The organism is Flavobacterium sp. 22659, from assembly GCF_052044235.1.
Taxonomy (GTDB): Bacteria; Bacteroidota; Bacteroidia; order Flavobacteriales; family Flavobacteriaceae; genus Flavobacterium; species Flavobacterium johnsoniae.
In genome coordinates this window covers 1-25,826 of the sequence record NZ_JBQEMU010000032.1, presented here as the reverse complement: position 1 = coordinate 25,826, position 25,826 = coordinate 1, and the positions used below count along the sequence as shown (strand labels likewise).

The 25,826-nt window shown below is 36.2% G+C and carries 18 protein-coding genes; 15 read left to right on the top strand and 3 right to left on the bottom strand.

Annotation, left to right across the window (positions count from 1 at the left end; all coding sequences use genetic code 11):
* Nucleotides 1–169: 169 nt before the first annotated feature.
* The 11 genes from ACTJIW_RS22835 (at nucleotide 170) to ACTJIW_RS22785 (ending at nucleotide 18,461) form a co-directional block, all read left to right on the top strand.
* A complete protein-coding gene (locus ACTJIW_RS22835; protein ID WP_440715876.1) occupies nucleotides 170–3,295 on the top strand; it encodes a SusC/RagA family TonB-linked outer membrane protein in 3,126 nt (1,041 codons plus the stop codon).
* 16 nt (nucleotides 3,296–3,311) lie between these two features.
* Entirely contained in the window at nucleotides 3,312–4,784 is a 1,473-nt protein-coding gene (locus ACTJIW_RS22830; protein WP_440715877.1) for a RagB/SusD family nutrient uptake outer membrane protein, read from the top strand.
* Between the two features lie 31 nt (nucleotides 4,785–4,815).
* Nucleotides 4,816–6,738, top strand: a complete 1,923-nt coding sequence (locus ACTJIW_RS22825) for an arylsulfatase (RefSeq protein WP_440715878.1) — start codon at nucleotides 4,816–4,818, stop codon at nucleotides 6,736–6,738.
* Nucleotides 6,739–7,061: 323 nt separating this feature from the next.
* Entirely contained in the window at nucleotides 7,062–8,132 is a 1,071-nt protein-coding gene (locus ACTJIW_RS22820) for a sterol desaturase family protein (protein ID WP_440715879.1), read from the top strand.
* A 90-nt stretch (nucleotides 8,133–8,222) separates the two neighbouring features.
* Nucleotides 8,223–8,939: a thioredoxin domain-containing protein gene (locus ACTJIW_RS22815; RefSeq protein ID WP_440715880.1), complete on the top strand. Its 717-nt coding sequence runs from the start codon at nucleotides 8,223–8,225 to the stop codon at nucleotides 8,937–8,939.
* A 27-nt stretch (nucleotides 8,940–8,966) separates the two neighbouring features.
* Nucleotides 8,967–10,586, top strand: coding sequence for a sulfatase-like hydrolase/transferase (locus tag ACTJIW_RS22810; RefSeq protein WP_121360567.1), 1,620 nt, complete (start codon nucleotides 8,967–8,969; stop codon nucleotides 10,584–10,586).
* Nucleotides 10,587–10,808: 222 nt separating this feature from the next.
* A complete protein-coding gene (locus tag ACTJIW_RS22805) occupies nucleotides 10,809–12,068 on the top strand; it encodes a YeiH family protein (protein ID WP_440715881.1) in 1,260 nt (419 codons plus the stop codon).
* A gap of 677 nt (nucleotides 12,069–12,745) precedes the next feature.
* Nucleotides 12,746–14,401: an arylsulfatase gene (locus tag ACTJIW_RS22800; RefSeq protein WP_440715882.1), complete on the top strand. Its 1,656-nt coding sequence runs from the start codon at nucleotides 12,746–12,748 to the stop codon at nucleotides 14,399–14,401.
* Between the two features lie 198 nt (nucleotides 14,402–14,599).
* A complete protein-coding gene (cysK, locus tag ACTJIW_RS22795; RefSeq protein ID WP_440715883.1) occupies nucleotides 14,600–15,520 on the top strand; it encodes a cysteine synthase A in 921 nt (306 codons plus the stop codon).
* A 105-nt stretch (nucleotides 15,521–15,625) separates the two neighbouring features.
* Complete coding sequence (locus tag ACTJIW_RS22790) at nucleotides 15,626–16,546, top strand: family 2A encapsulin nanocompartment shell protein (protein WP_012026619.1); 921 nt, start codon at nucleotides 15,626–15,628, stop codon at nucleotides 16,544–16,546.
* Nucleotides 16,530–18,461 (top strand): family 2A encapsulin nanocompartment cargo protein cysteine desulfurase, encoded by a 1,932-nt coding sequence (locus ACTJIW_RS22785; RefSeq protein ID WP_440715884.1) that lies wholly within the window; start codon nucleotides 16,530–16,532, stop codon nucleotides 18,459–18,461. Before ACTJIW_RS22790 ends, ACTJIW_RS22785 begins: the two co-directional genes overlap by 17 nt.
* 339 nt (nucleotides 18,462–18,800) lie before the next feature.
* Here ACTJIW_RS22785 and ACTJIW_RS22780 read toward each other — a convergent pair whose 3' ends face one another.
* Nucleotides 18,801–19,253, bottom strand: a complete 453-nt coding sequence (locus ACTJIW_RS22780) for a DUF1810 domain-containing protein (protein WP_433812821.1) — start codon at nucleotides 19,251–19,253, stop codon at nucleotides 18,801–18,803.
* Nucleotides 19,254–19,433: 180 nt separating this feature from the next.
* The gene (rocD, locus tag ACTJIW_RS22775; RefSeq protein ID WP_149206626.1) at nucleotides 19,434–20,687 is read right to left on the bottom strand and encodes an ornithine--oxo-acid transaminase; all 1,254 of its coding nucleotides are present in this window, start codon (nucleotides 20,685–20,687) and stop codon (nucleotides 19,434–19,436) included.
* 194 nt (nucleotides 20,688–20,881) lie between these two features.
* On the opposite strand from rocD, the gene ACTJIW_RS22770 reads away from it, so the two are divergent.
* The 4 genes from ACTJIW_RS22770 to ACTJIW_RS22755 all read left to right on the top strand — a co-directional run bounded on the left by ACTJIW_RS22770 (nucleotide 20,882) and on the right by ACTJIW_RS22755 (nucleotide 24,315).
* On the top strand, nucleotides 20,882–21,334 hold the full coding sequence (locus tag ACTJIW_RS22770; RefSeq protein ID WP_012026623.1) for an Lrp/AsnC family transcriptional regulator: 453 nt from the start codon (nucleotides 20,882–20,884) through the stop codon (nucleotides 21,332–21,334).
* Between the two features lie 106 nt (nucleotides 21,335–21,440).
* On the top strand, nucleotides 21,441–22,214 hold the full coding sequence (locus ACTJIW_RS22765; RefSeq protein WP_440715885.1) for a dienelactone hydrolase family protein: 774 nt from the start codon (nucleotides 21,441–21,443) through the stop codon (nucleotides 22,212–22,214).
* 102 nt (nucleotides 22,215–22,316) lie between these two features.
* Entirely contained in the window at nucleotides 22,317–23,285 is a 969-nt protein-coding gene (locus tag ACTJIW_RS22760; RefSeq protein ID WP_012026625.1) for a DUF3667 domain-containing protein, read from the top strand.
* 10 nt (nucleotides 23,286–23,295) lie between these two features.
* The gene (locus tag ACTJIW_RS22755; RefSeq protein ID WP_440715886.1) at nucleotides 23,296–24,315 is read left to right on the top strand and encodes a M28 family peptidase; all 1,020 of its coding nucleotides are present in this window, start codon (nucleotides 23,296–23,298) and stop codon (nucleotides 24,313–24,315) included.
* Between the two features lie 101 nt (nucleotides 24,316–24,416).
* Here ACTJIW_RS22755 and ACTJIW_RS22750 read toward each other — a convergent pair.
* Nucleotides 24,417–25,783, bottom strand: a protein-coding gene (locus ACTJIW_RS22750; protein ID WP_440718436.1) for an IS3 family transposase whose coding sequence is annotated in 2 segments (ribosomal slippage) — nucleotides 24,417–25,315 and nucleotides 25,315–25,783 — 1,368 coding nt in all. Because the reading frame shifts where the segments join, the coding sequence is not laid out codon by codon here.
* Nucleotides 25,784–25,826 lie beyond the last annotated feature (43 nt).

The following is a 25,826-nucleotide window of genomic DNA, read 5'->3' as shown; positions in this document are numbered from 1 at the left end:
AATGAAAACAATGCAAAGCTGCTGCTGTAAATAAAAAGAAAAGCCATTTCTGCGGCAACAGAAATGGCGGGGCTTAAAGAACATTTATCACTAAATCAAGGAAACAGTTAGAGGGTTGAAAATTCAACGCTCAGGGCGCCTTGTTAATTATTTAAACCATTACAAAGAAATGAAAAAAAATATAAACCTCATTTTATGGGTTACAATTTTGTTAACATCCCTGCAATTTCAGGCACAAAATACAACACCGCTTATTCAGTCTAAACTCGACGGAACTGTAGTCGATGACATTACAAATCAGCCTATTATAGGCGCATCAGTAAATATTAAAGGTACAACACACGGCGTACAGACAGATACTGAAGGAAAATTTTATTTTCAGACGGGTCAGAAATTTCCTTACACCTTAATCATTAGTTATATTGGATATAAAAAACTCGAAATTGTAGTTGAAAAAAATCCGGTTATTATTCATCTAAAAGAAGAAAGACAAGAGTTAGATGAATTAGTAGTTGTAGGTTACGGAACTCAAAAAAGAAAAGATATTACAGGTTCTGTAGCTTCGGTGCCAAAAGCCAACTTATCTCAAGTAACCTCATCTGCAGATAATTTACTTCGCGGTGCAGTATCTGGTGTGGTAGTTACACAAAGTTCTGGTCGTCCGGGTGCATCTTCGAGCGTGCGTATTCGCGGCGGAAACTCTATTACAGCAGGTAATGAACCCTTATATGTAGTAGACGGAATTTTAATTTACAATGATAACAACAATAGTTCTGCCGGAGTTTCTAATGCAGGAGCGAGTTTAAATGTTATGTCGACAATAAATCCCGGTGACATTGAATCTATTGAAGTTTTAAAAGATGCTTCGGCAACGGCAATTTACGGTTCCCGCGGTGCAAATGGTGTGGTAATTATTACTACCAAAAAAGGAACAAAAGGTCAGGACAATATTTCGTATCAGGGATATTTTGGAGTGCAGAATATTTCTAAAAAACTTCATATAATGAATGCCAGTCAATGGGCAAGTTTAAGAAACGATGTTCAGGCAAGCATTGGTCAGGCACCTTCATTTACTGATGCTCAGATCGAAGCTTTTAAAAATTCAGGAAGCTACGACTGGCAGTCGGCGGCGTTTAGAAAAGCAACTCCGGTACAAAACCATCAATTGTCATTTTCTGGCGGCGACGAAAGATCCAGATACTCCATTTCTGCGGGATATTTTGATCAGGAAGGAATTGTTTTAGCATCAGATTTTAAAAGAATTTCACTTAGAGCCAATTATGAAAAAAATTATTCTCAGAATTTCAAATTTGGCGTAAATGCTAACTACAGCAATTCTGTATCAAATGGCGTGGGAACAAACAGCAGCGGCGGAAGAAATCCAAACCCGTTAGTAAGTGTTTTACTAACTGCTCCGGTTGTTCCTATCAGAAACCCTGACGGAAGTTACAACGTAACCAACAATCCGTATGCGACATCTGTAAATGGTTTTGTTCCAAATCCGATTAATGATTTAGAAAACACAATAAATGAAACCAAAATCAACAGAATTTTAACGAGCTTATTTGGCGAATACAAAATCACTAAAAAGCTGACGGCAAAAGTTGCGGTAAGCGGTGATGTTATTAGTACAAAACAAAATTATTATGCTCCGTCAAATACTTCAAATGGTGCCGGAACAAAAGGTCTGGCTTCTATTGGTGACCGATTAGTGAGTTCTGTATTAAATGAAAACACATTGAATTACAACACCAACTTTGGCGAAAATCATAAATTTTCTGCTTTAGGAGGTTATACATTACAATATACTAAAGGTGAAGTCGTAACAGCAGGAGCCAATACGTTTGTAAACGATGCCAATACTTATAATGCTCTGCAGGATGGTGTGGCTGTAAAACCATACAGCGATGCTTTTGAAAGTGTATTGAAATCATGGCTGGCAAGAGTCAATTATTCATATAGAGGAAAATATAATTTTACGCTTTCTGCACGTGCCGATGGTTCTTCAAGATTTGGTTCAGAATCCCGCTGGGGTTATTTCCCATCTGCAGGTTTCTCCTGGAATATTACTGATGAAGAATTTGCTAATAACATAAAAGGCGTAACCGAAGCTAAACTTAGAATTACAGCCGGAACAACAGGAAACCAGGAAATTGGAAATTACCTTGCACTGGCTCAAATGGGATCTGTAAATTATTCTTTTGGAGGCACTTTACACACAGGACTTGCTCCTACCCGACTGGCTAATCCGGATTTAAAATGGGAAAAAACAGATCAGTATAATGTTGGTTTAGATTTATCATTATTAGACCGAAAAATCAATTTTGTTTTTGATGTGTATTACAAAAAAACAAATGATTTATTAATCAGTGTTCCAGTGCCTTTAACTTCTGGATATGCAACTGTACTTCAAAATATTGGCGGTGTAGAAAATAAAGGTATCGAGATTGGTTTAAATACAGAAAACCTAAAAACAGAAAAATTCTCATGGAATTCTAACATTGTTTTTTCTGCAAATAGAAACAAAGTTACTTCTATTGGTAACGGTGTAGATCAGTTCTTTCCTGTTGTACCAAATGGTTCATTATTACAGCAGCAGCCTGTAACGGTAAAAGTAGGTCTGCCGTTGGGAACTTTCTGGGGATACAAAACAAACGGAATTTTCCAGACGCAGGAAGAAGTAAATACGCAGCCAAAAATCAACAGTTTGGCTAATACTAAAGTTGGAGACAGAAAATATGTTGATACAAATGGAGACGGCGTAATTACGGCTCTTGATAAAGGAGATTTAGGTTCGTCTCAGCCAAAATTTGTGGGCAGTTTCAGCAACACGATTTCGTATAACGATTTTGATTTGAATTTCTCTTTTCAGGGATCTTACGGCGGCAAAATCTTCAACGCTTTAAATCAGCAGTTAGAAATTTCAACTCTTGGAACTAATGCTAATGTGACTCTTGAAGACCGCTGGACACCGACAAACCCAAGCAACGAAATTCCGAGAGCGACAAGTTCACCGCTTGGAATTGTTTCTGAGCGTTATGTAGAAGATGCTTCTTTCTTACGCTTAAAGTTAATTACACTAGGGTATACTTTACCAAAAAGCGCTTCTAAAAAACTGGGAGCGAAAAGTGTTAAATTCTATGTATCGGCAGAAAATTTAGTGACCTGGACAAAATATACAGGCTATGATCCTGAGGTAAGTTCATACGAACAAAACAACTTATATCCGGGAATTGATTTTGGTTCTTATCCAAACGCAAAAACATTCATCTCGGGCCTGAACGTAACTTTCTAAGTAAAAAAAATATAAAATGAAAAAGAGTATTATAACATTCCTTTTTAGTGCCGGTTTATTAGTATCGTGCACGGACCTTGAGGTAACACCAACCTCATTTGTTACCGAAGATCAATACTTCGTAACCCAAGACGATGCCGTTGCAAGTGTAACTGCCGTATATGCTTCATTAAGCCTTGATCCGGGTGAGCAGAGTTTATTTGGAAGAAACCTATATTTTTTAACTGATATGGGTTCTGATTATGCTGCTGCCGGAGTTTCGGCAACAAACCCGCAGGTTAGAGCGATGAGCAGTTTAACTCATGACGCCACTAACGACCGTGTTCAGGTAGCGTGGAGACAAATTTATGCAGGAATCAACAGAGCCAATGTTTCTATTGATAATATCCCAAAAGTATCAGGATCTGAAGTCGTTAAAACAAGATTAATCAACGAAGCCAAATTTATTAGAGGTCTTCTTTATTTTCAGGCTGTTCGTATTTGGGGAGGCGTACCGATTGTTCTGCATGAGCCTACTACAATCGAACTTGAAAGTTTAAAAACAAAAAGAAGAACTGTAGACGAAGTGTATGCTCAGATTATTTCTGACTTAACAGCTGCAGAAGCACTGCCTGCTACATATACTGCTGCAGATGCAGGACGCGCAACATCTGGTGCGGCAAAAGCAATTTTAGCAAAAGTTTATCTGACAAGAAAAGACTGGCCTAATGCAATTTTAAAATCGAGAGAAGTAATTAACGGAGGTTACGGATATGCATTATTCGAAAACTTTCAGGACATTTTTACTAAAACAAAAAAGAACGGAAAAGAGCATATTTTCTCTGTTCAGTTTGAGCCGAATCAGGCCGGAAACGGATCAAGCGGCAGTACGTTTCAGTCTACTTCTTTTACCGGGTTTACAGCAACAGAACCGGCAGATATTATTTCGGATGTAGCTTTGTTTTATGATATTTATGCTCCCGGAGATACCCGCAGAGATGTAAGTTATGCGAAACAGCTGTTGAACCCAACAACCGGAACATTGTATACTTTTCCTAAACCAATTTTTAAAAAATATCTGGATTTAACCAATTTGGCAACACCTGGAAACGTAGCAATCAATTTCCCTATCATTCGTTATGCCGACATTTTATTGTCTTTGGCAGAAGCCATAAACGAACAAGGCACACCAACTCCTGAAGCTTTTGAACTGCTGAATCAGGTGCGAAGAAGAGCTTACGGAAAAGCCATTACAACACCAGACCCAACAGTAGATTTAGCTGGATTAGATCAGGCAGGTTTTAGAGCTGCCATTCAGGAAGAACGCAAAAAAGAATTCGTTCAGGAAGGACAGCGCTGGTTTGACTTAGTCCGCTGGGGAACTCTGGTTACCGAGGTGAAAAAAGTAACAGCTAAAAATTCGGTTTCAGAAAGAAACAACCTTTACCCTATTCCACAAAGTGAAAGAAATATTGATCCGGCAGGTTTGCCGCAAAACCCTGGATATTAAACTTGAACCATAAACCAAAAAACTATTAAAGATGAAAAAAATTATGAATAACGCTGTAATTAAAAGCTCTAAAAAAGGGCTTTTGATTACTGCAATTCTGGTTGCACAACTAGGAATTGCACAAGAAAAAGAAGAATTTAAAGGTACAATTGGCAAAACACTGGCTGATTCTAAAGAATACTGGCCAGATCCGGTAAAAGCGCCAAAAGGTGCTCCAAACATTGTCTGGATATTATTGGATGATGTTGGATTTGGAGCTTCAAGCGCTTTTGGAGGTTTAATCAGTACGCCTACTTTTGATAATCTGGCGAATAACGGTTTACGTTATACAAACTTTCACACTACAGCTATTTGCGCGCCAACACGTGCAGCTTTGTTAACCGGAAGAAATTCTGGAAGAGTTCACGTAAGCGGTTTTTCTCACACTGTTTTATCAGCAGGTTTTCCTGGCTGGGACGGAAGAATTCCTTCAGATAAAGGAACAATTGCCGAAATCTTACGCGACAACGGTTACAACACTTTTGCCGTTGGTAAATATGGTGTAACTCCTGATGAAGAAGCTACAGACGCAGGACCGTTTGACAGATGGCCGACTGGGAAAGGTTTCGATCATTTTTACGGATTTCTGGGTTCGCAGACAGACCAATACAATCCTGATTTAGTGGAAGATCAGACTCATATTAAACCTGACGGACGTCATTTAAATGAATTGATTACAGACAAAGCCATCAGCTATATTAAAACACAGCAGAAAGCGGCGCCGGGAAAACCTTTCTTTTTATACTATGCACCGGGAGCTGTTCACGCACCTCATCAGGTAGCTGAAAAATGGAGCGACGCATACAAAGGTAAATTTGACGAAGGTTATGATGTGTACCGCGAAAAAGTTTTAGCGAATCAAAAGAAATTAGGAACTGTTCCGGCTAATGCTGTATTGCCGGAACGCAATCCGCTTATTACAGAATGGAAAAAACTAACACCTGACCAAAAGAAAGTATATGCAAGATTCATGGAAGTTTACGCCGGATTCCTGACTTATACTGATTATGAAATTGGAAGAGTGGTTAATTATTTAAAAGAAACCAATCAGCTTGATAATACTCTGATTTTTGTGGCAATTGGAGATAATGGAGCCAGTAAAGAAGGAACTTTGCAGGGAACAATCAACCAGAGTTTATTTTCACAAGGAAAATCAGATGAAGAAAACCTTCAAAGCAACTTAAACAACATTGGCGAAATTGGAACTGCAAAAGGTCTTAATACCAACTATCCTTTGGGATGGGCGCAGGCAACCAACGTTCCTTTCAAAAACTGGAAACAAGATGCACATTCTGAAGGAGGAACACGCAATCCGCTGATTGTATTTTATCCAAACGGAATTAAAGACAAAGGCGGTATCAGAAATCAATACAGCCACGTAACCGATTTACTGCCGACAACTTTAGATATTGCAGGAATTACTGCTCCGGAATATATCCGAAATATTAAACAAGATATTATTCAGGGATCTACATTCAAAGCTTCATTGGATAATCCAAAAGCAGAATCTTTACACAAAGTTCAGTACTACTATATCTTTGGCAACAGAGCTATTTATAAAGACGGATGGAAAGCGGCAGCTGCACATTTACCAGATTCATTTGCCGTAAAACAATCATTAGGGAAAAATGAAAAACCTGCTGCAAGTAATTTTGATACTGATGTTTGGGAATTATACAACCTGAACGAAGATTTTAACGAACGCAACAATCTGGCTAAAAAGTATCCGGAAAAACTGGCTGAACTTCAAAAATTATTTGACGAACAGGCAAAAGAAAACAATGTATATCCGTTAATTGACTGGCAGGATGTCTATAACAGAAGAATTCACAATACTGCGGCAGACAAAGGTAAAACATTACAGGATTTGGTAAAACAAGTAACCAAACCAGCTGATTCAGGAAGCAGTAATTAATATATTCTTAACCTGCAGAATTAAAAGTTCTGCGGGTTAAAAATTTCTGACTTTAAACAGAATTATAAAATAAATTGCAAAATTGGTAAAAGACACATTATAAACACTACTAATTCTATAGAAATAGAATATTTTATTTACATTTATAATTACAAGCAACTGATTTTCAATAAAAACAAAATAAAATTTACAAAATCATGAAACGAGTAGACTACGAAATTATAGGAAAGAAGATTGTAGTAGGAGCAATTTTATTTCTGGTTCCACTGGTAATTTTAGCCGGGGGTTTAGTATTAATTAATCAATTTTTAAAATAAGAAATCATGGCAATAGTTCAAAAAGAAAAATTAACAAGAGATTTAACGATCAGTTTTTTTATTTATACACTGCCGGTAGCGGCAATTTACCTTTATTTTAAGTTAACGGGCGGAGCGGTAAGCGAATCGCATATTACACTGCCTTCGTTTTTAGAATTTGCAAAACCTGCATTCGAAAATATCCGCACCTGGGGATTAACCGTTTTCATGATAGTTTTGGGAATTATAGAATTTGCAGCAGGTTTATATGATGATGAGTGGACTGGCGAAGAACGCAAAATAGACATTGTTTGTTTCTTAGCCCCAAAATTGCTTTTACCGCCAGTAATTGCTTTTTTCAGCTTAACAGCCTTACCTTATTTATTGCCAGATGCAGCAAATGCATTATCATGGGTTCCGTTTTGGGGAGGCTTCTTCTTAATCGCAATTGCCGATGATTTAACGCAGTACTGGTACCACAGATTACACCATCAGGTTCCGTTTTTATGGCGTTTTCACAGAACGCACCATTCTGCTCCGTACATGGGAATGGCAATGGCATCCAGACAAAACTTTATTTATACAATTTTCTTTTCGCAGATTTATTTAACTGCAACATTAACCTATTTAGGTTTAGGATTACCGGCTTTATTTGTTTTGGTAATTAAAAGTTTTATCACATTAGGTGCGCATTCAAGTATTGCCTGGGACAAACCATTTTATAAATACAAAGTTTTACATCCAATTGCATGGGTTTTAGAAAGATTGATTTCTACTCCGGCAACACACCACGCACATCACGCCGATACAAGCGGAGACGGTGTTGGTCATTTTAAAGGAAACTTCGGAAACATGTTTTTCATTTGGGACATGATTTTCGGAACCGGATTAATCACTCGTAAATTCCCGGAATCTTACGGAACAAAATCATACAAACAAGAAGAATGGTACGCACAATTTTTATGGCCGATATTCAAATCTAAAAAAGAAGGAAGTTCTCTTGCCGAAGGTGTATTGTCATTTCCGTTAAAAGCCAAACCAGTCGAAAATGCTGTTGAGCAGCCAGTCGAACAAACGCCGGTTTTAGAGCAGGCATAATCTTCAAAAAATTAAGTAAACATAAAGTACGGCAGTGTATTCAAAATTAACCTTGAATACGCTGCCCGCTTTTATCAAAACCTTTTCATTATGAAAAATAATAAAATCAAAAACAGCATTACAGCCTTGATTTTGCTTTTTGCAATCACAGCATTTTCGCAGAATAAAAGCTCCAATACCGTTTCGCTTGATATTTTCTACAGCAAAATTCAGGCAGAAAAAAAGCCGCAGATAATTGATGCGCGAGGTCCCGAAGAATTTGCGTTAAACCATATTAACGGCGCAGTAAACTTCAATTTAGAATCAAAAAATTATGCCGAACAAGTTGCAAAACTAGACAAATCAAAACCTGTTTTCACCTACTCCATTGGAGCAGGAAGAAGCGTTTGGCTCGCCGATGAATTATTAAAAAACGGTTTTAAAGAAGCCTATAGTCTGGAAGGCGGTATTGCCAACTGGATTGGAAACGGGAAACCTTTTTATGCCAGTTCCAAAAGCAAATTAACCCTTACAGAATACAATAAAATCGTTGCTGACAACAAAACTGTTTTGGTCGACATTGGATCGAAATACTGCAGTGCGTGCACAAAAGTAAAACCCGTTTTAGAAACGATCAAAACACAATACGGAGAGAATTTAAAAATCGTAGAAATTGACCTCGAAACCAGTCCGCAGGTAATTGCCGATTTAAAAACCATTAAAGTTTTTCCAACTCTGATATTATATCAAAATGGCAAAATTGTTTTCAAAAAAGACGGTTTCAACGATTTAAAAAAAGATGTTGATGTGGCTCTGGCTTCTAAATAAACTTAATTCAAAACTAAACTAACCATAATGGCAGTCTATAAAAAAATAACCAAAATTGTAATATCCATTTTAATAGTGCTTCTTATTCTGGCAGCATTTTTATTCTGGCCCATTAATACCGATGGAACGTTAATACAACCCGACCAAAAATTAGCCGAAGGAAAAGCTGCATTTCTATCCCAGAAAGATACTTCTGCAGCTTCAGAAAAAAAGCCCAACATTATCATTCTCCTTGCCGATGATTTAGGCAAATATGATATCTCTTTATATGGCGGAAAATCAACGCCGACGCCACAAATTGATTCACTTGCTGCATCTGGCGTAACTTTTACAGACGGCTATGTTTCATCTTCTATTTGTTCGCCTTCACGCGCCGGATTGTTAACGGGGCGTTATCAGGAACGTTTCGGACATGAATATCAGCCCGGAGACCGATATCCTAAAAACAACTTAGAATATTATGCTTTTAAGTATCTTCTCAATACAAACAGCTGGCGTTTAAATCCAAAAATTGAATATCCAAACGATGCCTCAATCGCTACTCAGGGACTTCCAAAATCTGAAATTACTTTTGCTGATTTAGCAAAAAAACAAGGTTACAGTACCGCCATTATCGGAAAATGGCATTTAGGGCACAACAAAGGATTTTTTCCTTTAGACCGAGGCTTCGATTATCATTACGGCTTTTATCAGGCGTTTTCGCTTTTTGCGCCGGAAGATAATAATCCGGATATTATCAACCATCACCATACCGATTTTACCGATAAAACAATTTGGGGTAATGGCCGTGTAGGAACTGGACAAATCCGCCGTGACAGCACCATTATTGACGAAAAGAAATACCTGACTGAAAAATTTGCAGAAGAAGCCGAAGCTTTTATCGATAAAAACAAAAACAAACCGTTTTTGCTTTACGTTCCATTTAATGCGCCGCACACGCCGTTTCAGGTTCGTAAAAAATATTACGATCGTTTCCCGAATGTAAAAGACGAAAACAAACGTGTTTATTTTGCCATGATCAGCGCTCTTGATGATGCTATTGGAAGAATCAGGGCAAAAGTTAAAAAAGAAGGTCTGGAAGAAAACACCTTAATTTTCTTCGCCAGCGACAACGGCGGTGCCGATTATACTTATGCGACAACAAATGCACCATTAAAAGGAGGCAAATTTTCTCATTTTGAAGGCGGTGTAAATGTTCCGTTTGCACTTTCGTGGAAAGGAAAAATCAAACCGCATACTATTTATAAAACACCTGTAAGTTCACTGGATATTTTCAGCACGATTGCAGCTGTTACGCATTCAGGCTTGCCAAAAGACCGAGTTTACGACGGAGTCGATTTAGTTGATGTTGTCAATAACAACAAAGAAGCACATCAAAATTTATACTGGCGTTCCGGCGATGCAAAAGCCATTAGAAGCGGTGACTGGAAATTAATCATCAGCGGTAAAACCCATGAAACCTGGTTATACAATTTAGCCAAAGACAAATCTGAAACTACGGATCTGGCTTCAAAAAATCCTGAAAAAGTAAAAGAATTACAAACTGCTTTACAAAACTGGGAAAAAGGATTAATTAAACCTTTATGGCCTAATTTAACTTATTATGAATTCGACTTTGGTAAACAAAAATACTTTGTTGATTTGTAATTAAACATAACAAACCCGACAGGTTTAACATTCATATCAAAAATAAATTGCCTCCAGCTTTAGCTGGAGGTTTTAAAAATTAAAAGTAAAGAAGGCTTTAGCCAAATTTTTTATCTGGCTAATGCCTTTTCTGTTTGCAAATTGGTTATCTCCAGATAAAGCTCGAGGCAATTGAAATAAAATCTTAGAATCAATAATTCTTAGAATAATCAAATCAAAAATATGTCAACTCAATCTAAAAAATTTAATATCCACGAAGACTGGACCGTTGTAATTCTGGGATTTATAATCATCGGTATTTCACTTTTTATATTTCTTCCCGAAGTTCCTGTTTTTAACTGGTCAAACACTGCCGATTTACAAGCAAAAGTATTCGATCTTCAAAACCTTGAAATTCTTTTAATTCAATTTATATATTTTATTTCCATTGGTACGCTGGGTACTTTTTTGATTGGAAGGCCTGTAAGATATTTTCTATTTACTTTTCCTGTAGTATATATCTTAACATTAGCTGCTCTTATTCTGGCTGGAAATTCGGTCGTAAAATCGATCAATCTCGAAGCTGTAATTTTTAGCTTGATAATTGGTTTGGCCATTGGCAACTTTTTCAAACTTCCGGAATGGTTTCACTCTGCACTTTCTACAGAAGTTTTTGTAAAAATTGGACTGGTTTTATTGGGAACCAGTGTTATTTTTTCAGATATTTTAAAGGCAGGATCATTAGGCTTAATACAGGCATTGGTTGTTGTTATATCTGTCTGGTATTTTGCCTTTTGGCTTTGCCGAAAATTAAAAGTCGACGATGAACTCACAATGATGATTTCTAGTGCTGTTTCTATCTGCGGTGTTTCTGCAGCAATTGCAACATCGGGCGCGATAAAAGGCGATTCTAAAAAATTATCATACGTTATTTCAATTGTTTTGGTAACCGCAATTCCCATGATGATTTTCATGCCTATTATTGCCAGATACTTCAATTTTCCCGAAGAAGTAACCGGAGCCTGGCTGGGAGGCAGTATCGACACATCTGGAGCTGTTGTGGCCTCTGGAACTTTGGTTGGCGAAACGGCTTTAAAAATCAGTACAATTGTAAAATTCTCTCAAAACGTTTTACTCGGATTAGCTGCTTTTGCCATTTCGGTTTATTGGACGTATTCGCATAATACAACATCGGAAGCTGTCGAATCCAAACCAACTTTAAAAGTAATCTGGGAGCGTTTCCCAAAATTCGTAATCGGATTTATTGCTGCTTCTCTCCTCTTTTCATTTTTAATTACGCCAGAAACCAGAGACAGCGTTAAAGACAGTTTAAAAAACCTTCAGGGAATTTGGTTTGCACTGGCTTTTACAAGCATAGGTTTAGAAACCAATTTTAAAGATTTATTGAGCAATAACAGCCGTATACCATTATATGCTTTTTTAATTGCACAGTTATTCAATGTGATTGTTACATTGATTATTGCATTTTTGCTTTTTGGGTAGTAGTTGAACCGCAAAGGGCGCTAAGTTTTACGCTAAGCACGCTAAGTCATTGCGAGGAACGAAGCAGTCACATTAACAATTAGCTGCAAAGCTTGATTAAACAAATGAGATTGCTTCATTCCTCGCAATGACATGCTTTGTATCTTACAGACAACTAAAACTTTAAAAAACAACAAATTACAACCTAAAAACATACCTATACCCTAATTACATCACATCTTTTATTCAAAAAAAGTAAAGAATAATTTGGTTTTTACAATATTAAATATAACTTTGTCTATAGAATTAGTAGAGTTTAAAATTAAAAACTTACATTTTGAAAACAGCAGTACACAATACGTTTCACATTCTTCGTAAAAAAAACACTTATAACGCTTCTTGTTATATGTGCAGCTGTTGTTAATTCTTCCATTTATGTTCGCTTTCAATCGGTTTAAAATTAAAATCGGGACACCTAAAGACGAACTGCATCTATCTCAAATTCTATTGAAATTTCATTTGAAGCCTGTGCTTCAAAAGTTATTACGCTATACTAAATCAAAAATGAAAATGGAGACGACAAACTAACATTCTTTTTGATTACAAAAGGTCATTTCTGCGGCAACAGAAATGACCTGATTTAAAGAACATTTATCACTTACAAAAACAAAAAACAACACACAAAAAAGTACATTACAATGAATACAAAAATTACAAAACTTCTGTTTTCCATTCTTTTAACCGGAGCTTTCACTTCTCACGAGTCAAATGCTCAAACCGAAACGAAACCCAATATTATCCTGATTTTGGTTGACGATATGGGATATTCAGATTTAGGAAATTATGGTTCAGAAATTAAAACTCCAAATCTCGATAAACTGGCTTCAGAAGGTTTACGTTTACGCGAATTTTACAACAATTCGATTTGTGCGCCAACAAGGGCTTCTCTACTAACCGGACAATATCAGCATAAAGCTGGAGTTGGATTTTTTGATGTAAATTTAGGTCTACCGGCTTATCAGGGCTACTTAAACAAAGAATCTTTAACGCTTGGAGAAGTTTTCCGATCTGGCGGTTACAGCACACTTTTATCCGGAAAATGGCACGTGGGTTCTGAAGATCAGGCGCAATGGCCGAATCAAAGAGGTTTTGATAAATTTTACGGAATCTTAAAAGGCGCTTCAAACTATTTTGACACCAAACCGCTTCCATTTGGAAAAACACCTTATCCGGTAAAATTAATCCGCAATAACGAAGAACTGCATCCAAAAGATGATTCATATTATTTTACAGATGAAATTGGAAATAATGCAGTGACTTTTTTAGATGAGCAAAACAAAGAAAATAAACCTTTCTTTTTATACTTAGCCTTTACCGCACCTCACTGGCCGCTGCAGGCAAAACCTATTGATATTGCCAAATACAGAGGAAAATTTGACGAAGGCTGGGATGTTTTAAGAGAAAAAAGAATTCAGAAACTAAAAGCAAACGGCATTTTACCGGCAGACCAGACTATATCGCCAAGAGATCCTGAAGTTCCGGAATGGAATAAACTAACGTATGACGAAAAGCAATTCTGGAAAGCTAAAATGGAAGTTTACGCTGCAATGGTCGACAATATGGACCAAAATGTGGGTAAAGTTCTTGACAAATTAAAAGCTTTGAAAAAAGACAAAAATACGCTGATTATTTTCATATCAGACAACGGCGCACAAGGCGGATTCAATACATATAATCCGCTGGGAAGAGGTTTGGTTCGAAATGATGGACCAGTTGGAACTTCGGGTTCATTTGATTATCAGGAACAAAACTGGGCTTACTTATCCAATACTCCGTTGCAGCAATATAAAAACAATATGCACGAAGGCGGTTTTAGTTCGCCGTTTATTGCCTGGTATCCGTCAAAAATCAAAGCGGGAAGAATTGATAAAGGAACCGGACACATTATTGACCTCGCTCCTACTTTTTATGAACTAGCCGGAATTGAATACCCAAAAGAATATAATGGTGTGACGACAAACGCCCTGGCTGGAAAAAGTTTGTTACCTGTTTTATTTAATAATGTTTCACAGGTCGACAGAGGCGCACCATTATTTTGGGAAAGAGCTGGAAACAGAGCTGTTCGCGATGGAAAATGGAAGTTGGTTTCAATTTATCCTTCTTACGAATGGGAATTGTATGATCTTGAAAAAGACCGAGGCGAAACTACAAATGTAGCACAGCAGAATCCGGGAATCGTAAACAAACTTTCGGCTTCGTATTTTGAATGGGCAGACAAAACGGGAGTTGTGGAATACAGCAAATTCAAACTAAAACCAGAAACAATGCCGGGCGGTGCGGCACTGAAAAAATAAAATTATTAATTTAAACACATAGAAACATAGATCTTTTTTCTTGAGATAAAGATTAAAAAGATGACAGGTCATCACACATAGTCTCGATAGCTATCGGGATAAGTTAATGCAAGTGAAACGTCTTTTTTTAACTGTCGAAATTCTATGTTTCTATGTGTTTAAATTACTCAATAATTGAAGTTTAAAAATATCAAACACATGAAATATCAAAACATTTTAGAAACCATTGGCAATACGCCGCACATTAAGCTCAATAAGCTTTTTAAAACCCATGAAGTATGGATTAAATTAGAAAAATCAAATCCGGGATCGAGTATCAAAGACAGAATTGCTCTGGCTATGATTGAAGATGCAGAGAAAAAAGGACTTTTAAATCCGGATTCTATTATTATTGAGCCAACATCCGGCAATACCGGAATTGGGCTTTCGTTAGTGGCAGCCGTAAAAGGGTATAAAGTAATTATTGTAATGCCGGAATCAATGAGTGTTGAACGCCGAAAAATTATCGAAGCTTATGGTGCCGAATATGTATTGACACCGAGGGAAAAAGGAACTTCGGGAGCGGTTGAAAAAGCAAATGAACTGGCATCGACTATTAAAAACTCTTTTCTGCCTTCTCAATTTACCAATAGAGCCAATGTTGAAGTTCACGAAAGAACAACGGCACAGGAAATTCTGGCCGATTTTCCAGACGGTATTGATTATTTGATCACAGGAGTTGGTACAGGCGGACATATTACCGGAGTTTCTAAAATTTTGAAACAGCATTTTCCAAATCTAAAAACAATTGCAGTAGAGCCTGCCCTTTCGCCAGTTTTAAGCGGCGGTATTGCTGCTCCTCATCCATTACAGGGAATTGGCGCAGGATTTATTCCTGAAGTTTTTAACCGTGAATATGTAGATGAAATTGTAACGATCGAAAAAAATGATGCTTTTTCATTTGCTAAAAAAATAGCAAAAGAGGAAGGCATTTTTGGAGGAATTTCTACTGGAGCAGCATTAGCAGCGGTTTCTAAAAAAATAAAAAATATTCCGGAAGATGCCGTAATCCTGACTTTTAATTATGATACCGGAGAACGTTATCTTTCTGTAGAAGAACTATTCGATTTTTTCTCATAAAAAACTAAATACCAAAACATTACAACAAAATAAAACTCGTAATTTTAAGAATTAAATCTTAGAATTGTTTAAAAAAATAAAAATTAACCAAAAAACCTTAAAACTATGGCAGATTTACAAAAACAACAGACCGCATTGGGCGATGTTGCAGCAAGACAATTAGCAATCGCAACTCGTACCGTTCCTCAAATTGGCACTATTACACCGCGCTGGTTAACGCATCTTTTGCATTGGGTTCCTGTAGAATCAGGAGTGTTTCGTTTAAATAAAGTTAAAAATGCAAACCATATTGAAGTCGATTGTTCTGCCCGCGACGAAAGAGTTTTACCTAACACTTTCGTAGATTATATCGAAAATCCAAGAGAATACAATCTGGCAGCCGTACAAACTATTGTTGATGTTCATACCCGCGTTTCTGATTTGTACAGCAAGCCGTATAACCAAATTTCTGAACAGCTTCGTCTGGCAATCGAAACCATCAAAGAGCGTCAGGAAAGCGAATTAATCAACAACAAAGATTACGGATTATTGAGCAACGTTGCGCCGTCTCAAATTATAAAAACCAGAACAGGAGCACCAACTCCGGATGATTTAGATGAATTGCTGACAAAAGTCTGGAAAGAACCTGGATTCTTTTTACTGCATCCGCTTGCAATTGCTGCTTTTGGACGCGAATGTACACGTCGTGGTGTTCCGCCTCCAACAACTTCTTTATTTGGATCCCAGTTTTTAACCTGGAGAGGAATTCCGCTTATTCCATCTGATAAATTGCCAATCGTAAAAGGAAAATCAAAAATCATTCTTTTAAGAACAGGCGAAAGCCGTCAGGGCGTTATCGGATTAATCCAGCCGGGATTACAAGGCGAACAATCTCCTGGATTATCGGTTCGTTTTATGGGAATTAATGAAAAAGCCATTGCTTCGTATTTAGTATCGCTGTATTGTTCTTTGGCTATTTTGGTAGATGATGCTATTGCTGTTTTAGAAGATGTAGAAATAGGAAAGTATCATGAGTACAAATATTAACAACAACGGTTTACCAAACATCGACGATCTGCAAAATTTAGCAAACGAGTTGTTTAAAGCTTTACCGAATGAGTTTCCAAAAGAAATTTCATTAAGTCCGGATAAAGCCGAACATCCACGAGCGGCAAAAATTGCGGAAACGATTTTACATGCCGGAAACAGTGATCAGTTTGGTCATATTCCTGTGGTGAGTCCGTCAAGTGTACCGCCGGCGCCTCCTTCATTCAGCGGTTTTGGAGCTTCTCCTTCTGTAATACATTATGGAAATGGAGCATCAGCTTTATACCCAAATGCCGGAGCAGGATTTAATCCGCAAAACAGAAATTCGTCTTCGGGAGTTCAGGAAAACCATGATTTAAATATCAACAATCCGCATAATGGGTTTTATGATTCAAATTTAAAAAACGGGAATTCCCCTCAATTGAATGAAGAAAGTCTTTTTTCGGGTTTTTCACTGAACCATCAATATCTGCCTTTTCAAGCTGAAAATTCTTCTTTTGAGATCGAATTGCAGGCGGCTTTGGCATCTGTTGATACTCAGTTTAAAAAACGTGAAGAATTTCCTTTAAACGGAAATGAAACAGCAAATTCGTATTATTTTTTAGATCAGAATCCTTTTGCATTTGATAAAAGAAGTACAGATCTTATAGTTGGAAATTCTTTCGATCATAAAGAAATCAAGCTTTTTAAAGGACATCATTTTGATGCTTCACTGGTAAAAAAGGATTTCCCGATTTTGAGAGAAACAGTAAACGGAAAGCCTTTAGTTTGGTTTGATAATGCAGCAACAACACAGAAACCGCAATCAGTTATTGATAGAATTGCGTATTTCTATGAACATGAAAATTCAAATATTCATCGTGCAGCACATGAACTAGCGGCGCGTGCCTCTGATGCGTATGAAGCAGCACGTGAAAAAGTGAAAACTTTTTTAAATGCTGGTTCTGTAAACGAAATTGTTTTTGTGAGAGGCGCAACAGAAGGAATAAATCTGGTGGCTTCGACCTGGGGCGAACAGAATTTAAATTCCGGCGATGAAATTATTGTGAGTAATCTGGAGCATCATGCGAATATTGTTCCGTGGAAACGTCTTGCTGATAAAAAAGGCTTAAAACTAAGAGTAATTCCTGTTGATGACGATGGTCAGATTCTGCTGGATGAATATGCAAAACTGCTCAACTCAAAAACACGTTTGGTTGCTTTTACTCAAGTTTCAAATGCTTTAGGAACGGTAACGCCTGCAAAAAAAATAGTCGAAATGGCACACGCTGCCGGAGCAAAAGTTTTAATTGACGGTGCACAATCGGTTTCGCACATGAAAGTCGATGTTCAGCATTTAAATCCGGACTGGCTGGTTTTCTCTGGACACAAGTTATTTGGTCCAACGGGAATTGGAGCTTTGTACGGAAAAGAAGACTTACTAAACGAAATGCAGCCGTATCAATCTGGCGGCAACATGATTCAGGATGTGACTTTTGAGGAAATAAAATACCACAAAGCACCCAATCGTTTTGAAGCCGGAACCGGAAATATTGCCGATGCCATTGGTCTTGGCGCGGCAATAGATTATGTCACCAAATTAGGAATCGAAGCTATTGGTCAATATGAGCATTATTTGTTAGAATATGCCACAAAATTATTGAAAGAAATTCCGGGTGTACGATTGATTGGAACTGCCAAAGATAAAGCCAGTGTATTGTCTTTTAATTTACAAGGTTATTCAAACGATCAGCTTGGACAGGCTCTAAATAAAGAAGGTGTTGCGGTGCGAACCGGACATCATTGCGCACAGCCTATTTTAAGAAGAATGGGTGTTGAAACGACTGTTCGTCCGTCATTAGCATTTTATAATACAACCGAAGATGTCGATACTTTTATTAAAACCATTTGGGAACTTAAAAAAGTGAGATTCTAAAAATAAAGAGATTTTGTTCTCTCGAAATAATTACTTTTTTTGATATTTTAAGTAATTATAAACCAAAGCGATTGTTTTAGGACAATCGCTTTTTTAATATATAAATAGTAAGAAAGTAAAATAACAGCCATTTTAAATATGGCTTCGGAGAAGTTGAATATTTATAGAAGGCATTTATTATCCATAAAAATGGCTTCGGAGAAGCTGAATATTTATAGAAATAAATTGCGAAATATATTGGCTGCAAAAATATACCGCCTCGCTGGCGCTGTATGCTGAGAAGGATAAAATATTTATAGAAAATATTTTACTCCTTCAGAGCGCTCTTAAATTGTAAAATTAAGATGCCATGGCAATTTCTATTGGTTCTGCAATACTTGCTAAAGTAAGCGGGTCTGAAAACCCTAAGAAAAATACATCTAATATTTCCTGAAATATAGGATCTGCATTTTCTGTTTGAGAAAAAAGCGTCATTGAGGAACGAAGTTTTCGTGCATTTAATTCACCCAAAATTGCTTCAATCGATTTTGTTTTATATTCTAATAAAACCTTGCAAATTTCAATTAGATGTTTGGCTAAAATAGGATGATTTAGAAAATCTTCTGCCTCTTTTAAATCTGCAAGAGCATAATATTTAGCAATCGTACTTTTTCCTAAACCTTTTATCTGCGGAAAAATAAACCACATCCAATGTGTTTCTTTTTTTCCTTTTTGTAATTCGGAGTAAGCCGTAAGATAAAGTTTGTTCTGTGCGTCTAAAAAGCGTGTTAAATCATTATTTGCGTAAGCCATCTGAAATAATTTTTATAAGGTTAAACAAATTTTCAGGTCTTTTTTAAAGACATTCAAAACTACTCACGTTCCTGATTTAAAATTTATATAATTAATACACTTCATTATATAATTCCAATTTGCAAAAAAAAACAGCTGCAAATTTCTTTGCAGCTGTACCTTTTATAATTGTAACTCAATTTAGTTTTTAAACTCGTTCAAAGATTTCTCGATAATTTCAAGACATTCATTAATTTGTTCTTCTGTCATTACCAATGGCGGTGCAAATCTAATTTTGTTTCCGTGTGTTGGTTTTGCCAGTAATCCGTTGTCTCTAAATTTCAAGCAGATTTCCCAGGCCAAATCAGAATCTTCGCCGCTGTTAATTACAATCGCATTCAAAAGTCCTTTACCGCGAACCAGTGTAATTAAGTCATTCTTTTCGGCAATCTTATTTAATCCTTCTCTTAGAATAATTCCTAAGCGTTCTGCATTTTCAGCTAATTTTTCGTCTTTTACCACTTCAAGAGCTGCAATCGCAACCGCTGCCGCAACCGGATTTCCTCCAAAAGTAGATCCATGCTGACCCGGCTTGATAACATTCATGATTTCATTATTACATAAAACTGCCGAAACCGGATAAACGCCGCCAGAAATAGCTTTTCCTAAAATCAGGATATCCGGCTGTACATTTTCGTGGTGAACAGCTAATAATTTTCCGGTACGTGCAATTCCGGTTTGAACCTCATCAGCAATAAACAAAACATTGTGCTTTTCGCATAATGCTTTTGCTTTTGCTAAATATCCTTCACTTGGCACATAAACTCCGGCTTCTCCCTGAATAGGTTCAACTAAAAATCCGGCAATATTTTTTGATGATTCTAAAGCTTTTTCAAGAGCTTCGAGATTATCGTATTCAATTTTTATAAATCCATCTGTAAACGGACCAAAGTTTTTACGGGCTGTTTCGTCGTTAGAAAATGAAATGATTGTCGTTGTTCTTCCGTGAAAATTATTCTCACATACAATAATCTGCGCCTGATTTTCAGGAATTCCTTTTACTTCATAAGCCCATTTTCTGGATACTTTTAGTGCAGTTTCAACAGCTTCTGCACCTGTATTCATTGGCAGTACTTTATCAAAACCGAAATATTTTGTAACGTATTCTTCGTAGTTTCCTAGTTTATCATTGTAAAAAGCACGAGATGTAAGCGTTAAGGTCTGTGCCTGATCTATCATTGCTTTCACAATTTTTGGATGGCAGTGTCCTTGATTTACAGCAGAATAAGCAGATAAGAAGTCATAATATCTTTTCCCGTCAACATCCCATACATAAACACCTTCTCCTTTTTCTAACACTACAGGAAGCGGATGATAGTTATGTGCTCCGTATTTATTCTCTTTTTCAATCAAAACTTCTGATTTTGACGAAAGTATTTCTTGAGTATTTGCCATGATAATTTTATTTTTTCTGAAACAAAAATATAAAAATTATTTATTTAATAGCAAAAATTAAACATTTTTAACCTTATTTTAGTTTTAAAAAATAAATATAACTTATTTCAAAGCATTTTTAAGTCATTTTAAAAAATTTGGCTTCAAATTCAATTGAGAGTTTTTTTATCTTTACAGAAATTAAAAATAACGGCATGGATATGTTAGATGAATTTGACGTAAAAATCATCAAAGAGTTAGAAAAAGACGGTCGAATTGCTTATTCGACAATTGCTTCTAATTTGAAAATTTCGAATACAATGGTGCATCAGCGTATAAACCGTTTATTTGAGCAGGGCATAATTACAGGAATCAAACCTATTTTAAACGAAAAACAAATTGGGTACGACTGGGCTTCTTTTACCGGAATTACATTAAATAAGGATTCTGATTCTGAAAGAATTATTGAAGCTTTAAAAGAAATTCCCGAAATTACAGAATGCTATTTTGTAACGGGTTCGTTTACGCTTTACCTTAAAATTACTGCTCGAAACCACGAACATATGCGTAAAATATTATACGATAAAATCGACAATATTCCAGGAATTGCCAAAACCGATTCTATGGTCGAATTGGGATGCGCTTTTAAAAGAAATGTCTCTTTATAAAGAATCTCAATTTCATTCAATTTTAAGAATATAAACCTCTCAATAAATGGCTTGAGAGGTTTTTTTGTAACATTTTATTTCAGATATTTGTTAAAAATTGTAAAAAATGAAAAATTCGATCACACTTATTTTCGCTGCAATATTGTTTTCAACTACTATGAATGCACAACTAAAACCCGTAAAATATTCTGAAGGAAGCCAGACTTTGAATGGTTTATTTATTAAATCGGCTAAAAAAAGCAATAATAATCCAGGAATTTTGCTGTTACCGGCATGGCTTGGAATTGACAATGCCTCTAAAGGAATTGCCGAAGATTTATCGAAACTGGGTTACCATGTTTTTATCGCTGATATTTACGGAGAAGGAAATTATCCAAAAAATACTGGTGAGGCTGGAAAACAAGCTGGTTTCTATAAAACAAATTACGAAGCGTATCAAAAACGAATTAATGCTGCCTTGCAGGAATTAGTTAAATCTGGAGCAAATGCAGATAATATCGTGGCTATTGGTTACTGTTTTGGGGGAACTGGAGTTCTTGAAGCAGCACGCGGTCATTTAAATGTAAAAGGAATTGCTTCTTTTCACGGAGGTTTAGGAAAAGATGCTGGGAGAAAAACGGAACCTATTACAGCCAAAGTTTTAATTTGTCACGGAGCCGATGATCCGTTTGTGCCAAAAGAAGAAATTACATCATTTCAGCAGGAAATGCATGATTCTAAAGCTGACTGGCAGATGATTTATTATGCCAATTCAGTGCACTCATTCACAAATCCGGAGGCTGGAAATGACAATTCTAAAGGCGCTGCTTATAACCCGGTTGCTGCTAAAAGATCTTTTGAGCATTTACAGCTTTTTTTAAATGAAGTGCTTAAGAAATAATACTTTTTTATAGCACGCAGATGACGCTGATTATACAAATTTGTTTAACCCGTATAATCGGAGGGCAAAAAATAACCAAACCAAAACCAACTAAAATAACCAATGTCACACAACAAAATTAGAGAAGACAAAACCTGTTTAAACTGCAGGCATGTTGTTGAACAAAAGTTTTGTCCAAACTGCGGGCAGGAAAACAGCGATTCCAGAAAAACTTTTCATCATTTGTTTATTCACTTTTTTGAAGATTTAACGCATTATGAAAATGCATTCTGGAAAACAATAAAAAATCTTCTTTTTAAGCCTTCTACGCTTACTAAAGAATATCTTTCCGGAAAACGTTTGTCATATCTTGCTCCGGTTCGTCTTTATATTTTTATAAGTTTTATTACTTTTTTAATGATTTCGCTGTTCCCTGCCAACATAAACGAAAAAATTGATAAAAGTGAAACTGCGCTGAACAAAGAAATTTCTAAAACTAATGAAAGTATAGATAAAAAGAAAGACAAAAGGTATTTTCATTTTAAGACGATAAAAGAACTTGATTCGATTCAAAAATATGGAAAAGAAAATGAGAAACTGAACGCCTCATCGTATTGGTTTTCTGAAAAAGCAATACACGTAACTGAAAAATATACAAAAAAAGAGATTTATGAAAAGTTCGTTGAATCGTTCTTTCATAATCTGCCGAAAATCTTATTTATCATTATGCCGTTTTTTGCTTTTTTTCTGTGGCTTTTTCACAACAAAAAAAGATGGTATTATTTTGATCACGGGATCTTTACGCTTCATTATTTTTCCTTCCTCCTTCTTATCTTTCTCATTATGTTTGTAGTTGACAGGATTGTAGGTTTATTTGGAGAAGACAGTCCGTTATCATACGTTTCCGGATTAACGACTTTTGCAGGAACAGTCTGGATGTGTTATTACTTTTATCCGGCGCATCATCGTTTTTATGGCGAGTCCAGAATAGTATCATTTATAAAAAGTTTCTTACTGTTTATAATAAATTCTCTTTTTATTCTATTTTTACTCACTTTATACATTCTTTACACATTTATTAATTTACACTAACAAGTAAGAAATGAAAAAATTACTCATTTTATTTTTAATTGGTGCAACAGCTTTTTCATGTAAAAACACGCAGTCGGCAGCAAACAAAGTCAATTCAGATCCCTCTAAATATGTCAAGCTTATCTCTGAAAAAGACCTTAAAACAATGCTTTATGTTGTGGCTTCAGATGAAATGGAAGGTCGTGAAACCGGATCTGCGGGACAAAAAAAAGCAGGTCTTTATATGATTGACCAATACAAAAAAAGCGGTATCTCTTTCCCAAAAGGTGCTTCAGATTTTTACCAGCACATTCCGGCATCTTATTTAAATGCAAAACGTAATCAAAATTTACCAGATTCAGAAAATATCTGGGCTTACATCGAAGGTTCTGAAAAACCAGATGAAGTTTTGGTTATTTCTGCTCACTACGATCACGTAGGGATTAAAGACGGCGAAGTCTACAACGGAGCTGATGATGATGGTTCTGGAACTGTAGCGGTTATTGAAATGGCTAAAGCTTTTGCTAAGGCTAAAAAACAAGGACACGGACCAAAACGTTCTATTTTGTTTTTGCACGTAACTGGCGAAGAGCATGGACTGCACGGATCTCGTTTTTACTCAGAAAACCCTCTTTTCCCAATTGCAAACACAATTGCTGATATCAATATCGACATGATCGGACGTCGTGATGTTGAGCATGCAAACACTAATAATTATGTGTATGTTATTGGTGCCGACAGGTTATCATCTGATCTTCATAATGCGGTTGTGGCTCAAAACGAGAAATACATCAAAATGGACTTAGATTTTAAATTTAATGATCCTAAAGACCCAAATCATTTTTATGAGCGTTCTGACCATTATAACTTCGCAAAACACGGTATTCCGGCAATTTTCTTCTTTAACGGAGTTCACGAAGATTACCACGGAAAAGGCGATGAACCTCAAAAAATCGAATACGATGCTTTAACCAAAAGAACAAAACTTGCTTTTGTACTTGCGTGGGATTTAGCTAATAGAGAGAATAGACCGGTAGTTGATAAGAAATAGTTACAAAGTGACAAAGCTTCAAAGAGGCAAAGGTTTTCTTAACTATATAAAAAAAGGGATGAGTAAATAGACTGCACCCAAAAGTTTAGACAAATTAATAATTAAGTTTTATAATAATGAGCTCGATATTGTATCGGGCTCATTCCTTTTAGATTAAGTTTAATCCTGTCATTATTATAATAATTTATATACTCGATAATCTCTTGTTTCAATTGATTAATGGAAGTGTATTTTTTTAGATAAAACAACTCTGATTTTAATATTCCAAAGAAGTTTTCAATTATCGCATTATCAAGACAATTGCCTTTTCTGGACATGCTTTGCATAATTCCTTTTTTCTTTAATAAATGCTGATATTGTATCATTTGATACTGCCATCCTTGGTCAGAATGCAGAGTCAGATTAGTATTATCGGGTATTTTTTTAAATGCTTTTTCAAGCATATTTAAAACTTGATTAAACACTGGTCTTTGCGATAATTCATAGCTAATTATCTCTCCATTAAACAGATCGATTATCGGCGATAAGTACAATTTATTGCCAGAAACATTAAATTCAGTCACATCGGTTGCCCATTTTTGATTAGGTATATCAGCCTTAAAATTGCGCTGCAGTAGATTAGGGGCTATTTTTCCCTGCTCTCCTTTATACGATCTGTACTTCTTGATTCTGATTAGACTTTTTAATCCTAAAAATTTCATTAATCGAAGCACTGTTTTGTGATTAATTAAAATCCCCTCTTTTTTGAGTAATAGAGTAATACGTCTATATCCTAACCTGCCCTTATGATAATTGTAAATCTGTTTAATTAAATCTTTTATCTCTTGATATTTATCGATTACCTGACCTTTCTTTTCATAGTAATAATACGTACTTCTAACCATGTTCATACAATTTAGCAAAAGATCTAAATCATACTTATGCCTTAATTCCATTATGGTTTGAGCTTTTTGTTTTGATTGGCTTGCTCGGCTTGAACTAAGGCGTTGAACTTTTTTAGAATTTCGTTCTCAGCGCGCAGGTACTCTAACTCCTTTAAGAGTTCCTCTTCCCTGGTTAAAGGTTTGTCTGTTTTTCGTTGCTTTCTCTTAAAATTCATAACTGCTGGTCTGCCACGTGATTTAAGTTCTAAGCCTGCCAAATCATCTTTTGCATATTTTCTTTGCCAGCTAATTATGGTTGACTGCGCTGGAATTTTGAAAATCAAGCAGGCTTCATCCAAAGATAAAGACTTATTTTCAATGGTTTGTATTACTTTTAATTTAAAGTCTGCAGTATAAACTTTATTTTTCTGCCTTGGTAAAAGACCTTCAATTCCAAATTCATTATAGCGGCTAATCCAGCATGTAAGGTTGCTTTCAGCTATCTTGTTTGCTCTAGCTGTGCCTTTAACCGAGTTATGCCTTTTCATAACTTCTTCTACACAACGAAGTTTAAATTCACAATTGTACTTGACTTTTCTTTCCATAAAAATGCCCCCAAATAGTGTCTAACTTTTTGGGGGCAGTTCA